This is a genomic window from Cutibacterium namnetense (assembly GCF_001642025.1).
Lineage (GTDB): Bacteria > Actinomycetota > Actinomycetes > Propionibacteriales > Propionibacteriaceae > Cutibacterium > Cutibacterium namnetense.
On sequence record NZ_LWHO01000013.1, the window covers coordinates 87,229 to 100,375 of the forward strand.

At 58.2% G+C, this 13,147-nt stretch carries 11 protein-coding genes and 1 pseudogene; 6 read left to right on the top strand and 6 right to left on the bottom strand.

Going from position 1 to position 13,147, the window contains the following annotated elements:
- Nucleotides 1-330: 330 nt before the first annotated feature.
- Nucleotides 331-1,533 carry an MFS transporter gene (locus tag A5483_RS10530; RefSeq protein ID WP_063811782.1) on the top strand — a complete coding sequence of 401 codons (1,203 nt, stop codon included), beginning with the start codon at nt 331-333 and terminating at the stop codon, nt 1,531-1,533.
- 8 nt (nt 1,534-1,541) lie between these two features.
- Here the strand turns inward: A5483_RS10530 and A5483_RS10535 are convergent, their stop codons facing one another.
- A complete protein-coding gene (locus A5483_RS10535) occupies nt 1,542-3,569 on the bottom strand; it encodes a cation:proton antiporter (RefSeq protein ID WP_306417301.1) in 2,028 nt (675 codons plus the stop codon).
- 365 nt (nt 3,570-3,934) lie between these two features.
- Between A5483_RS10535 and A5483_RS10540 the strand changes: the two genes are divergently transcribed.
- The 5 genes and pseudogenes from A5483_RS10540 to A5483_RS12490 all read left to right on the top strand — a co-directional run.
- Nucleotides 3,935-4,501: a WhiB family transcriptional regulator gene (locus tag A5483_RS10540; RefSeq protein ID WP_002549099.1), complete on the top strand. Its 567-nt coding sequence runs from the start codon at nt 3,935-3,937 to the stop codon at nt 4,499-4,501.
- Between the two features lie 72 nt (nt 4,502-4,573).
- Nucleotides 4,574-5,332 (top strand): HAD family hydrolase, encoded by a 759-nt coding sequence (locus tag A5483_RS10545; protein WP_176607870.1) that lies wholly within the window; start codon nt 4,574-4,576, stop codon nt 5,330-5,332.
- Between the two features lie 147 nt (nt 5,333-5,479).
- A complete protein-coding gene (locus A5483_RS10550; protein WP_042842816.1) occupies nt 5,480-6,064 on the top strand; it encodes a helix-turn-helix domain-containing protein in 585 nt (194 codons plus the stop codon).
- 24 nt (nt 6,065-6,088) lie between these two features.
- The gene (locus A5483_RS10555; RefSeq protein WP_063811816.1) at nt 6,089-6,802 is read left to right on the top strand and encodes a B3/B4 domain-containing protein; all 714 of its coding nucleotides are present in this window, start codon (nt 6,089-6,091) and stop codon (nt 6,800-6,802) included.
- A 545-nt stretch (nt 6,803-7,347) separates the two neighbouring features.
- A pseudogene (locus A5483_RS12490) lies at nt 7,348-7,735 on the top strand (hypothetical protein); the annotation flags it as partial.
- Nucleotides 7,736-8,199: 464 nt separating this feature from the next.
- Here A5483_RS12490 and A5483_RS10565 read toward each other — a convergent pair.
- The 5 genes from A5483_RS10565 to A5483_RS10580 all read right to left on the bottom strand — a co-directional run bounded on the left by A5483_RS10565 (nt 8,200) and on the right by A5483_RS10580 (nt 13,064).
- Complete coding sequence (locus A5483_RS10565) at nt 8,200-9,669, bottom strand: purine-cytosine permease family protein (protein ID WP_193790480.1); 1,470 nt, start codon at nt 9,667-9,669, stop codon at nt 8,200-8,202.
- Between the two features lie 53 nt (nt 9,670-9,722).
- Nucleotides 9,723-10,025 carry a ferredoxin family protein gene (locus A5483_RS11700; protein WP_081474433.1) on the bottom strand — a complete coding sequence of 101 codons (303 nt, stop codon included), beginning with the start codon at nt 10,023-10,025 and terminating at the stop codon, nt 9,723-9,725.
- A complete protein-coding gene (locus tag A5483_RS10570; RefSeq protein WP_063811785.1) occupies nt 10,025-11,395 on the bottom strand; it encodes an FAD-dependent oxidoreductase in 1,371 nt (456 codons plus the stop codon). The genes A5483_RS11700 and A5483_RS10570 overlap by 1 nt, the downstream gene beginning before the upstream one ends.
- Nucleotides 11,392-12,225 carry an electron transfer flavoprotein subunit alpha/FixB family protein gene (locus A5483_RS10575; protein WP_082864052.1) on the bottom strand — a complete coding sequence of 278 codons (834 nt, stop codon included), beginning with the start codon at nt 12,223-12,225 and terminating at the stop codon, nt 11,392-11,394. The genes A5483_RS10570 and A5483_RS10575 overlap by 4 nt, the downstream gene beginning before the upstream one ends.
- A gap of 77 nt (nt 12,226-12,302) precedes the next feature.
- Nucleotides 12,303-13,064, bottom strand: a complete 762-nt coding sequence (locus tag A5483_RS10580) for an electron transfer flavoprotein subunit beta/FixA family protein (protein ID WP_063811787.1) — start codon at nt 13,062-13,064, stop codon at nt 12,303-12,305.
- Between the last annotated feature and the right edge of the window lie 83 nt (nt 13,065-13,147).

The following is a 13,147-nucleotide window of genomic DNA, read 5'->3' on the forward strand; positions in this document are numbered from 1 at the left end:
CTGGCCGGCCCGAATGAGATTCTTGGACTACCTCCCGCCATTAGAAATGGATGTCCGCCACAACTGCACCACCATGTGACACGCTATTGCCATAGGTAATGATCCGACGCCTCCCAGCGGCTGGATTCCGTCATTCCTTTTCATCGTCATGGCGAGGATGCAGATCGAATCTGTCATCGCACTCATCAAGACTAGCGAGAACTTAGCTTCTATTCGCAAGAAGTTGCGCTGGTAAACGTATCTGCGCGGGGCTGCGTATCGTCTGCGTAGCCCCGCTGCGACTCCGGCGATAGCGAAGTGCTAATACGCAGAGTCGTATACAGTGCTTGGATGCACGGTTACCGGGATGTCATCGCCATTCGGGAGGTGTGGACGACCCTCCTATTGGCAGCCCTTATCCGGATTCCGATTTTCAGCCTCGGAATCGTCCTGAGCGTCCACGTCGTGAGCTCGCTGCACTTGGATTACGTGCGCGCAGGAGCAGTAACGACTGTGGTGACCGTCGCAACGATGATTTCTGGACCCTGGCGCGGCAGCATGGTCGACCGCCGCGGACTGCGACGCACGATGCTTCCCTCACTTATCATCACGACCATCACGTGGGGACTGTGTCCCTGGCTAGGGTATTTCCCTCTTCTCGCCCTGTGCGCGATCGGCGGGCTGTGGAATTACCCAATCTTCACCATCCCGCGCCAGGTCCTTATGGCGGCTGTGCCCACGTCACGACGACGCGCCGCATTGTCGCTCGATTCTGTGTCCGTGGAGATCTGCTACATGATCGGCCCGACCGTTGCCATCATCGCAGCGACGACAATCGGAACCCGGATCACCATCACGGCGTGCGGGTTCATTGCCGCCATCGGAGCCTTCGGCCTGATGGCCCTCGACCCCGCGACGACAGAGCCTCCCCAAGGTAGCCCAGCCTCAGCTATGCCAGTCGCCCAGACGCCGCATAGCCGCAAGATGGCCTGGCTGTCCCCCCAGTCAGCATCCATCCTCTTCGCAGTCATTGCCACCGGGTTCTGCCTTGGGGGTATTGAGTTGACGACGGTCGCCGCTATGAGGTCGCTGGGGCACCCCGGAATGATCGGTTGGGTGCTGGCAGCGTCCGGCTTCGGGTCGGCCATCGGCGGCGTCCTGTACGGGGCATTGCCTCGAGGCGCGTCGACCGCTCTTCTCCTCGTATTCCTGGGGACAATGACCGCCTTACCAGCCTTGTCGCACGGCCCAGTGTCAACGGCCATCTTGTTATTTGTGGGCGGGGTGTTCGTCGCCCCGACGATTACATCCTCCGTCGATGCCCTGACCGATCTGGTGCCCGCAGACTCACGAGGCACCATTATCGGATGGCAGGGATCGTGTCTTAACGGCGGGACGGCCATGGCAGCCCCGCTCATCGGCGCCATTATGGACGCCAATGGCTGGCAGTGGGGATTCCTGGTGGCCGGAATCGCAAGCGCCATTATTGGAGCCGCCGTGTGGACGACGGAGAGGATGGTACGCAAGCGCCCAAACGGTGTGAATGGAAGCTGAGGACAGTATCACGACGGCACTGCCTCGGCCGAGCCTTCACCACTGGCCTTACTAGCGCTCGCCGTGTCCTCCCCTTCAGCCGCTTTGCGGTCGGCGTCAATACGATCTCGCACCGCCTCTTCCGAGGATGGGACCGACATCGGCTGTCGATTCGACCCCACTTCTTGCGCAGCAACAGACTTCGGAGCATCTTTCCACTCGTCACCCAGGTAAATGATGATGTCGTCTTCCCTGGGAGTGTTCATCTCATCGGTGGCAACGTTCACTGAAGAAGGCTTAACGACAAACATCACGACAGCATCCGGCATAGCTTCCCGGAACCGTTCCCAGCTGCGGTTCTCGTCCAGCTTGACCCGTCGCACCCGTTTGCCACTGCGCCACAACTTGTCCATCGCTGAGTACGAGGTCGGAGGGTCGAAGGCCGTCCTTGCTTTGAGGCTCTGCGCGGTGCCAGTAGTGGCGTCGCCGTCATCTGCTTCGTCCATCCGCTCCAGCTGGAAGACGTTCGCCCGTCCCAAGGCGCGTCGGTAGTGCACGGACGCAATCGAGTTAGTGTCGTCGTCCGGCGTGCAAGCCACCATCGAAGCGATTCCTGCAAGGTCCATGTCTTCGGTGGCGTATTCAGATAGAAAGTCCGCAGCCTCGCATCTGAGACCGGCTTTGCGTGCCGCGTACAGGTCATACGCACGTCGAGTGACGATGAGGGTCGACACATCGAGGTCGCGCAAGGTCTTGGCAGTATCAATGGTCCAGGTAGGCGAGCCCGCGAACATCACTCCCCGCGGGCTCGCGGACGCCAGCCCGAGTTTCTCAGCGAGTCTTCCGATGCCCAAGCCGTAGATAGCGACAGTGCAGACGATTACGAGGAAGACCAGCGGAACGAGCCGGTCCACCTCGCTAGCCATACCAGCGATCTGGTTAGCAAACGAGAACAACTGCTTGGAACGCCCCCGATCAGATTCGGCGACCTGCCTCGCTTGCTGGCGCACGTGGTTGGCGGACGCGCTGAACTGCATGGCAAAAATCGACGCCACCGACGCCGCCACGATTCCTCGCGGGGCCATGAACGACATCAGGGTGCGTTCTTGGCGGGTGGCCTCAGTACCGACTAGCCCCAACTGCACCGAGGCAGGCCGGATGACGAGCACAAGCAGTGCGACGAAAATCAGACCGGTGGGCAGAATGTCGAGGATCTGAGACGGGGTCACACGTCCTGCCAGCATGATGAACAAGACGCCGACGAGCAGCACCTGCAGGTGTTCCTTGAACTCGATGACGGGTTCAAGCTCGAGGTTGCGCTGGTTCGCCAGGTAGATGCCGAGCATCGTAACGGCGACCAGCCCCGACTCCTCCTGAAAAGCGTTAGCGCCAACACACGTTCCAACGGCGATCCCGACGAAAATAACGCCCTGGAGGAAGTCCGGGATGAGGTGCTGCTTCATCATTGCGCTGACGATCCACCCGATGGGGGCAGCGAAAAGCAGCCCGACCAGCAAGGTAAGACCCAGGTTCAAGACACCTTTTCCGATAGAGGACCCATCGATGCTGGTAATGGCCTGGTACACCAGCAGTGCCAAGATGGCACCGAGCGGATCGACGACGATTCCTTCCCATCTCAGCAGGGCACTCACTCGCCGGGTAGGGCGCAATTGTCGCAAGATCGGGTTAATCACCGTTGGGCCGGTGACGATGAGAATCGCGCCCAACAGCAGAGAAACGCGGCCATCAAACCCCAATACCATCGCCGCGGCGGTGATAAGACCCCACGCCACCCCTGCGGTGACGGTGCACAACCGAAAAATTGGTCGCCCGAGGTCACGGACTTCGCGAAGCTTGAGTCCAAGTGACCCTTCGAAGAGGACAATTGCGACTGAGAGGTTGACACCATCGAATAGCAGCTTTCTCCCGAAGATCTCATCGGGAGTGACCCACTGTCCGAGCGCGAAACCAATCACGAGGAGGAACAGCAGCGCGGGAAGGCGTAATCGCCATCCGAACCACTGGGCACCGACCGCGAGTACCAGCACAAGTGCCATGTATGTTGCTGCATCCACCTAGGCACTCTAACCGGGATAGCGCTAGATTTCTCACGCGCAATCCATTATGGAAGGTGCCGAGTGACCTGCCGAGGATGTGGACACCGTAGGCATGTAGACGAAAGTCGAATAGCTGAGCAATGCGCTGTCCAAAAGTACACATCGAGCCGCTCTAAAAGATCAGCCTTCCCATTAGCCATCACTGCGAATAATCCCAAACTAAATCCGGGTATATCGCCCTGACAAGCACGTTCGGACGTCCAATTTAGTCACTGTCAACGTCAGATGAACTTCTGAAAAGCACTTGTAGCATCACTGCCAGTTGACGTCGAGCACCCGCCTTGGCCCGTTGGAAAGGAGCCATCGTGAACCGGACGAACGATCGCACTCTCCCGTCCTGCGCCAACCTCAGAGCGGTCTTCCAGCACCCTCTGCTCGAAGGTGACAGCACCGCAGCCACGCCTGACGAACACCGCCTGGAGCGCACTCTTCAGGCCCGCGCTCGCGCTGCCTGTCTTACCTGTCCCCTCTTCGAGCAGTGCCTCGAGAACGCCATCCTCGATCACGATGTCGCTGGATTCGCCGCCGGCACAACGCCGCGTCAACGCTCCCGCATCCGCTCCCACCTCGGCGTCAGGGTGCGTCCCGATGATTTGGAGTCATTCGCCGGAGTCATCGCCAGCGGCCACCAGGTCGCCACTCAGGATGTCATCCGGCTTCGCCGGGCTCACCCCGACCAGCCACTGAGCTTTATCGCAGACCGTCTCGGCTGCTCGCTATCCACCGTGAAGCGGCATCTGCGTCGAGCCCGCGATGCCTCGCCGACTCCACGCCGTAAGGCCCGCTCAAAAGTCACGACGACTCGCCTGGCTGCCGCCTACGAGTCCGTGACTGGTCGACCTCATCCGAGCCGGGCAAGGTTGGCTGCCTGAGAACGTCACGCTTTGTTCACCGCTTGATCATCACGCGGTGGCAAGCTAGCTGACATGACATTCACTCCCCGCATGGTGGCCCTCGACATCGACGGGACCCTCGTTGATCATCAGGGGGAACTTCCGGAAGCGGTCCGTGAGGCGGTCGCCAAGGTTGACGTCCCCGTCGTCCTAGCGACCGGCCGAGGGCTATTCGGCGCGGTCCCGATCCACGAAGCGCTCGGCCTGCACGGCGGACACGTGGTGGTGTCCAATGGTGCCGTCACCGCGACGATGTCCCCTCTCAAAGTTCAGACCGAGGTCACCTTTGACCCGCGCCCGATCATTGACCACGTCATGGACGTCTATCCCCAAGCTCTCATCGCCGTCGAAGAAGTTGGCGTCGGATACCGGCTCAATCAACTCTTCCCGGTCGGCGAATTGCAGGGCGAGCTTCACATCGAAACGATTGAGGAGTTGGCGTCACGACCGACCCCGCGGGTCATCATTCGTGATCCGAGCGGCTACGCTGGCTCTTTCAGCGATCTGGCCCGTAGCCTCGACCTGCACAGCGTCTCCTACGTCATCGGCTGGTCAGCTTGGCTCGACATCACCTCAGAAGGGGTCACCAAGGCTTCTGCCCTTGACACTCTATGCCGCCTCAAGGGGATCGACCCGACGGACGTCCTAGCCATTGGTGACGGCAACAACGACATTGAAATGCTGCAGTGGGCCGGGCGCGGGGTAGCCGTCGGCGATGCCCCCGACTCGGTCAAAGAGGTAGCCGACGACATCGCTCCCTGCTTTACCGACGGCGGCACCGCCACCGAGCTCAACCGGTGGTTCGCCTGAGACCACCCTCGACTCAGCCCTGACCGCCTGCCACGAGGCTTCCCCTGTTGTACCCGCAAGGCGGCAAGACAAGCGGTCGTCTCCCCCTGCATTTCGGATTCCACCTGAATAGCCACATTGCCCATAAAGTGCAGTATCATGCACTGCATGGACACGAGTGCGGAGCCACTAGCACGTGCGATCGGCACGCGGCTTAAGCACCAGCGCAAGGCCCGGGGATGGACGCTCGATCAACTCGCCGAGTACGCCGGGGTAAGCCGACGTGTGCTCGTCAACGTCGAGCAGGGCGCAGTGAATCCACGCGTAGGCACCCTCCTGCGACTCTCGGATGCGCTCGGCGTCGGACTCCCGGCTCTGGTAGAACCCCCGGCTCCGCGCGCCGCGAAGCTCACCCGCAATGGACAGGGCGCTGTCCTCTGGAACGGCGACGCGGGCGGCAAAGGCATGCTGGTTGCAGGCACGCAACCACCGGACGTGGTCGAACTATGGGACTGGACGCTCGCGCCCGGTGAGCGTCACGACAGCGAGGCGCACAGCGACGGCACCCGAGAACTACTGCACGTGCAGGAAGGTACGGTCACAGTGGAGGTCGACGGCAACCACTACGACCTTGCGCCCGGCGATGCATTGTCGTTCTACGGCGACGTCGCCCATGCCTACATAAACTCAACCGATAACTCTGCCCGGTTCTCACTGACGGTGTTCGAGCCGGACGTGGGAACCGCACACTGAAAGGAAACCCCGATGCCTGAACCCATGACCCCCGAGACGTTCCTCGACGCCTGCACAGTGGACGAGGCCGTATTCGAGCTACGTCCTGACTACCGTGCCCTGCTGCTCGTCGTGGATGGCCTCACCCCGCCTGCATCCGGGGAAGGCAACAACATGGTCGACACGCTCATCGCCCGGGCTGAAGACCACGCGCGTGACCTCCTGGCCAGTTCACCGGTGACTGAGCTTGCACACATCGCCTCGTGGCGGGAGGCGTTTCGAGGATTCGGGGCAAAACCGCAGCGCACGCGCAACTGTCTTGAAGCCCTCACCCGCCGCGCCGAAAAGGGCCTGCCGCGGGTGAACGCGCTCACTGACGTCTACAACGCCATCTCAGTGCTGCACCAGATCCCCCTCGGCGGTGAAGATCTTCACCGCTATGACGGGCCGGCACGTCTGATCCGTGCCACGGGTGAGGAGTCGTTCGATACGACCGCGAATGGGGAGGCCGTGATCGAGCACCCTGAAATCGGGGAGGTCGTCTGGCGCGACAATGCCGGGGTAACGTGTCGCCGGTGGAACTGGCGACAGGGTCGACGCACCGGCCTTACTGATACCACTCGGACGGCATTGTTCATCCTCGACGCCCTCGCCCCCGTCACCGACGAGGAACTGCAGGCCAGCGGCGACGCACTCACTGAGGCGCTGGCGAACCTGGGCGAAAACGTGCAGACCGCAAGACGGCTGATAAGCGCGTAATCCAGCAGGATCTGAGGGCGCAGCAGCCCACACGTCCTCGCCCATCTCGAGACTGCAGAGCGGGCGGGGACGGCGGGGTGTTCTAATCCCAATGACCGATCAGTGTCTCACCTGGGTTCAACGTAGCCGCGGTCAGCGAGAGGCCAGTGGGTAAACCCTCGCCACCCTTCCCTAAAATTGGACTCGTCGCGATGCCAGGGCCACATCAATAGATTCACTTCGCGCTTTTATTAAACGTGCACACACCTGCCCACGAAATGGTCCAATCTCTCACCACATTGCCTCGCTGGATTGCCCATTTAGGGCACGCCGCAAGCAAGCTCGATCAGTATCGCCAGCCCGATGCTTACCACGATGTTCAATTACGCGCATGCAATGCCGCCAATGAAAGCAACTGTCCTGACCGGCTAACTATCAGCCACCCCCGAATGTCACTTCTGACAAGAACAGCTCTATAACCCAGTTAGCTTCCCTCACCCCCGGCGCTCAGACAACGATCGACGAGGCTGCCGTCTTCAACCACCACCGACTGATCGGAAGCCTTTGTCGCTGCTGGTATCGACAAGCGCCTGGCGAGGGAAACGCTACTAGCGTTCAACATCGTCAACCTCGTCAAGGACATCGCCCAAGAAATCGCCCACACCGGCAACACTCAGGAAGCCATAGCGGCCTACAAGCAATTCAGAACTACCAACTCTGAACGGCCTCATGCAGAAGGCCCGCGCCCCGAACCGGATCCCACCTCCCATTCCGACTCCGACAGCAACCCCAACCCACAGAGCCATGCCCGCTAAGCCCTTCAGCCGTACCACGGACCGCTACAACCTCGGGGCTCATCGCACCCAAATCACGGCCCCAGCGCTGATCCATGCAAAGAGCCATCCCACCAGCAGGAGTCTGACGGCTTCAGGGCACAACGCAAAATTTCTCTGACAACCAGAAGGATCATGATTCACACAGCCGTGGACCACGGATATTTAGTTGCCTAAGCAATGGATGACTCGTACACGGGAATCACTCAAGGACAACCACAGTGAAAAAGCCGACGCTAACACTGGACTTGGCCGATTGTGCATCAGAATTTCACCGTGCCGTTGCCGCGAACAAAGCACCGGTGAAACTCTGACATGGCGAGGATGAGGAAACAGAAGTCACCCCCAAAACAGTTTTCTACACCGACCTCGAGTAGATTCTATAACGAACGCCAGAAATCTACTCTTCCAAAGGCACATCGAGGCGCAAGCTCACCGCCATTTATCCATAACTACCGTTAAGCATCTGTCCTCGACTAGTTCAACGTTAATGCTGACACCAGACTCACAATAACGGTCACCTCGGCTCGGAGTCTCCTTCAAAAACAACTCCATCGTCACGCGCGGTTACGGCGAAATAATGCCCTAGTCTAGCTCCACACCCTTCGGGTAAACCATCTCCAGGGGGTAGTCAAACGCTCGCCTGCCGAGCGGGTAATATACCAACGCTGTAACAACAAGACCCACGAGCCAAGAGATGTCCGCCCCGCCCATCGCCGTGGCCACCGGCCCCACATAAAACGCCTGTGAGATGAACGGGATCTGCACAGCAACGCCGAGCAAATACACCACGATAGTCGTCCAGTGAAGCTTGCCATAGCGCCCTCTCGAGGTGTACAGCGCAGGAATGTCAATACGACGACGACATATGAGGTAATAGTTTATTAGGTTAATTGCTGACCACGGCAGGAAAAACATCAACAGAGTTAAGATGAAAGACTTAAACACTTGAAGAAAATCCGACGACGCCGCAAGCGCCGTCAGGACAACTACAACGTTGAAACCAATCACGAACCCGAAACGGGTCTTAGGGGAAATGCTGCTCTTACCAGTGAAACCTGAAAGCGCTGTCGACAACGCCATAACTCCACCATAAGCGTTCAAGGCGTTGATAGTCAACTTGCCAATCACAATGGAGATGAAAATCAGGATCGCCAGAACACGATTTTGGGCAAGGTTTCCCATAAAACCAACCTGATCACCAATGAAAGCTTGGCCACCGGCAGCAGCGATGAACACACCCAGCGTCATCGAAATCGTAGCCCCAAGTACCGAACCCGCGAACGGGCCAAACCACGCACGCCCAAATTTCGTATCGCGGGGAAGATAGCGTGAGTAATCACTGGCATACGGTGCATAAGTCAACTGCCATCCCGCCGCTAAAGCAATCGACAGGAGGAACGGTACCGCTGAGAAGTGCACATCGGTCAGCTGTGACCCAAAGGAACTTACCTGGAACAGACGAACCGCGATATAGAGCAGCCCCAGGAGGCCAACTGTCGATGACACCTTCCCCAGCTTATGGATTAGGTCATACCCAAACATGGCAATAATTGCTGTCAGAGCTGCAAAGACCAGAATTCCGATCCACCTGGGCTGGACGCCGAATGCATTGTTGATAGCTTGTCCAGCCAAGACAGTTCCAGTAGCAGCGAAGCCGAAATAGAGAAGCAGTACGAGAAACAGCGGAAGCGCAGCGCCATAAACGCCGAACTGCGCCCGCGAACTGATCATCTGTGGGAGCCCCAGCGCGGGCCCCTGAGCGGAATGGAGCGCCATGACAGCGCCACCGACGATCTGCCCGATGAAAAGGCCAACTATCGCCCATACGACATCGGCTCCAAAAACAATCGCCAAAGCACCATTCACGACAGCGGTAATTTGCATGTTCACTCCGAACCACAGCGTGAACTGACTCTTCGGAGTGCCGTGCCTTTCGCTGTCAGGCACCATATCAATTGTTCGCTTCTCAACACCGTGACCTGCTCCCGAAATTGTTGGAGCCGGATTCCCATGACAAACTTCACCCTGAGCGTTATTTGGTGCGGACACCACAATTCCTCCTACCGAGCGACAACTTTGTCGCTTCACAGCCACCCAAAAAGGGGTCATCCTTCTCTAAAAGAAATACCCATTGCACCTGCGGGATAGCGCCATTCAAGCGACCCGGGTGCAGCAACCGCCAGACAGGTGCCACACTCCAGACACGCTGCGTACTCAACGGAAATAGTGCCATCGGGCTCCTCCGAGTACACGTGTGCCGGACACACTCGCACCAATAGCTTTCCCGTCCCTGTTCTGCGCGCAATGTCTTGGTTAACACGAATGTGGCTGTTATCCTCATCCACGTCATAATGATTTTTTGCAAGACGGTCGGTCACAGACCCGAAACCATCACTTTTTGCTGCCATCACAATGCCCTCATCGCTCTGAACCCAATTGAGGCGAGCTGGGAAAAGCTCAGGCTCGATGACCTCACCGCAGAGGCTACCGTCGGAAGTAAATGTTTCCGCGGGGTCATATCGAGACCGTAGATCTGATACATCACGTCCGCCGCAAGCTGACCGACATCGTTGTACATTTCTGGAGATTCCAGGAATTTTGGAGTATTCCGATATGTATTCATGTCGCGACCCACAAAGCCTTCATTGCATGTGGAAATATAACCATCCAGAGTCCCATGACCGACATCATGGTTACGCAAGGCTAAATCAACCGACTTCGCAGCGGCGAGAGCAGAGCCTGCAGCGAGGTCCATCCCCCGTACCGTAAACCCCGTGTTGAACGTGAAGCCAGCGGCATCGCCGACGACCAAGAGTCCTGGTGCAACCAGGTCGTGCTGCATACTGGCACCACCTTCAGCTACCAGATGGCAGCCGTACTCCAGCAGCTCGCCACCAGCAAGGAGTGGCGCAACAACCGGGTGAGTCAAGAAGTGGTCGTGCAGCTGCGAGCTTGACTCCCTACTCCTTTCTAAATCATCCAACCGCAGGACCACCCCGGCTGACACGCTGTCAATATTCGTGTAAAGGAACCCACCTCCCCCAACACCTTTCGTGCAGTCACCAACGACCGCGTAGGCTGCCCCCTCGCCGTTCTTTACCTGGAACCGTTCCTCGATGACTTTCGGGTCAAGGCCAATTACCGACTTCACTCCGACGGCGAGATTGTTCTTGGGCTCCGGCCCACGGAGTCCAGCGTCACGACTCAGAAATGAATTCACGCCATCGGCAGCAATGACCACACGCGAATATAACTCATCATCACCAGCTCGAACGCCGACGAACTGCCCATCACGCTCAATCAACGAATCAACGCGAACACCTGACATCACACTGACGCCAGCATCCTCGCATTTTTCCGCCAGCCACGGATCAAGTTTCGCCCGGAGGACGGTAACAGCGTTGACGGGATTCACGAGTCGCGCATCTCGATAATCAATTGCAACAGATGAGTCCCTATTCAGGAACATCAGCTGGTTGCGAGTGATCTTACGCTCGACCGGAGCATCTCGAAGAAAGTTCGGAAATATCTCCTCAAGAACTCGGCAGTAAAGAACACCTCCTGAGAGATTTTTGCTTCCAGGCTCTTGGCCACGCTCGACAAGGAGCACTTCGTGTCCCCCACTGGCTAGCTCGTAGGCCGCGACGGCACCAGCCACACCACCCCCGACGACAATGGCGTCGAAATCAGGCTCAACCCCTGGGACGTCCCACAACGGCGGCGGTGACTCCGAAGCCTGGGAGCCCACACCCCGCAACAGTTCTGCGATCCCAGTCATCGCGCCAATGCCTTTGTCAGCTCGGGAAGCACGGCATAGAGGTCTCCAACAATTCCATAATCAGCCTGCTCGAAAATAGGCGCATCTGGATCTGCGTTGACAGCAACGACAGTCTGGGACTTATTCATACCGACAACATGTTGCAGCTGGCCAGAAATCCCCACCGCAATGTAAAGCTCAGGTGAAACCTGTGCTCCGGAGATTCCTACGTAGAGTTTCTTTTCAAACCAGCTCACCCCTTCAGCTAGAGGACGCGAGCAGGCGAGCTCCGCACCTATCTGTGCAGCCAAGTCGTGCGCAATGCGGAGGTCTGCCTCCTCACGAAAACCACGTCCACAAGCAACAATGCGTTTCGCAGCAGCCAAATTCGTCACCTGGCTACCGGCCTTGTCACTGGAGACCACGGTGATCCCATCTGCGTTTGCGCTCAGCTGCGTCACCTCAGCGCATGGCCCCTCAGACGGCCCCCCAGGCTCACACACGAACACGATCGGCGTGGTAAGCGAGAGCGTCTGCTCCAACACACCACCCAGCTGCAGCACAGTAGCCTTATCAGCCTCCAGCTCTTGCAGGCCACGATAAATGGGCACATCAAGCTGGACAGCCACCGCAGCTGCGAGAACACGATCGGCCGAAGAAATGCCAGCGAGGACCACGTCGCCGGGCTCAGCTGCGACCTGCTCCGCCGCGAATTCAGCCACCGCCTCAACCGGCATCGCTGCCGGAAGTTCAATCTGAACAACGCGACCGGCCCCCGAAAAACGATCGGCGGCCACACCAACAGCCACCACGACCGTGCTGTCACCTCTCTGCCCAGCAAACTCCAGCATACGAGAAATGTTTGGCTGCGCAGTAATGATCCAACTCGTCGACATCAATATTCTCTTTCACGCCTGTTTGATTCTTGTCAAATGACCGATGCATCTCGAAGTGCAGCAACAAGTCGGTCAGCAGCACCATCGCCACTGAAAACTTGATGCTTCCGCTCCTTCACCGGAGCTGGTCCACGCGAGAGAACATCCACCGTTGCCTGTGAAAGGTCCAACTCGGAACACTTCACATCCTCCATCGGCTTCTTCGCCGCCTTAAGAATATCTTTCATTCCCGGCGCTTTCGGAAGCGTCGCATCTGGGGTAGCAGCGATAACCGCAGCGCCATCGGTGCGAACAACACGGCTACCACCGTCGTAGTTTTGCGTAATTTTCCAACCCATTCCGGAAGGCTCGACATGCGTGACTTCCAGGAAGGTAGGAAGTCTGAGGCGAGCTCCAACAAGTGCAGACATCAATTGGGCACCGTCGTCAACAGACGCATCTCCGGTAACGACTAGGGTGACACCCTCGATTCGTTGGATGAGGGCCGCAAGCGCACTCGCAACCTGGACACTCGACCATTCACTCGTCTTGTCGTCCCCCAGAGTCACAACTCGATCTAGGCCACGAGCCAAGACATTTTTCTTCTCCTTGACAGCAGTCGCTGCAACCGTACCAACACTTACACCCACAAGGTCAGTGCCAGAAGTATCGGCCGCCTCCCGGGCAACCTGAATCGCGACCGGATCATAGTCACTAATGCCAAGTTTCCCGTGAGACCAATCGATCCTTCCATCGGGTTCTACACGTGCGTTCTGTGGATTGGCAGCCACTTTATATGCCACAGCAATTGTCATGATTTTCCCTTCTGTCGGCAGATGGCATCGGTCCAATTTGGTCATCAGTCGCTTAGCGGATCACAGGCAGAGCTCCCGCAAAC

Excerpts from the sequence above, each read along its gene's own strand:
- A5483_RS10530 (WP_063811782.1), top strand. The coding sequence starts at position 331 with ATGCACGGTTACCGGGATGTCATCGCCATTCGGGAGGTGTGGACGACC.
- A5483_RS10535 (WP_306417301.1), bottom strand. The coding sequence starts at position 3,569 with ATGGCACTTGTGCTGGTACTCGCGGTCGGTGCCCAGTGGTTCGGATGG.
- A5483_RS10545 (WP_176607870.1), top strand. The coding sequence starts at position 4,574 with ATGGTGGCCCTCGACATCGACGGGACCCTCGTTGATCATCAGGGGGAA.
- A5483_RS10550 (WP_042842816.1), top strand. The coding sequence starts at position 5,480 with ATGGACACGAGTGCGGAGCCACTAGCACGTGCGATCGGCACGCGGCTT.
- A5483_RS10555 (WP_063811816.1), top strand. The coding sequence starts at position 6,089 with ATGACCCCCGAGACGTTCCTCGACGCCTGCACAGTGGACGAGGCCGTA.
- A5483_RS11700 (WP_081474433.1), bottom strand. The coding sequence starts at position 10,025 with ATGGCAGCAAAAAGTGATGGTTTCGGGTCTGTGACCGACCGTCTTGCA.
- A5483_RS10570 (WP_063811785.1), bottom strand. The coding sequence starts at position 11,395 with ATGACTGGGATCGCAGAACTGTTGCGGGGTGTGGGCTCCCAGGCTTCG.
- A5483_RS10575 (WP_082864052.1), bottom strand. The coding sequence starts at position 12,225 with ATGCTGGAGTTTGCTGGGCAGAGAGGTGACAGCACGGTCGTGGTGGCT.
- A5483_RS10580 (WP_063811787.1), bottom strand. The coding sequence starts at position 13,064 with ATGACAATTGCTGTGGCATATAAAGTGGCTGCCAATCCACAGAACGCA.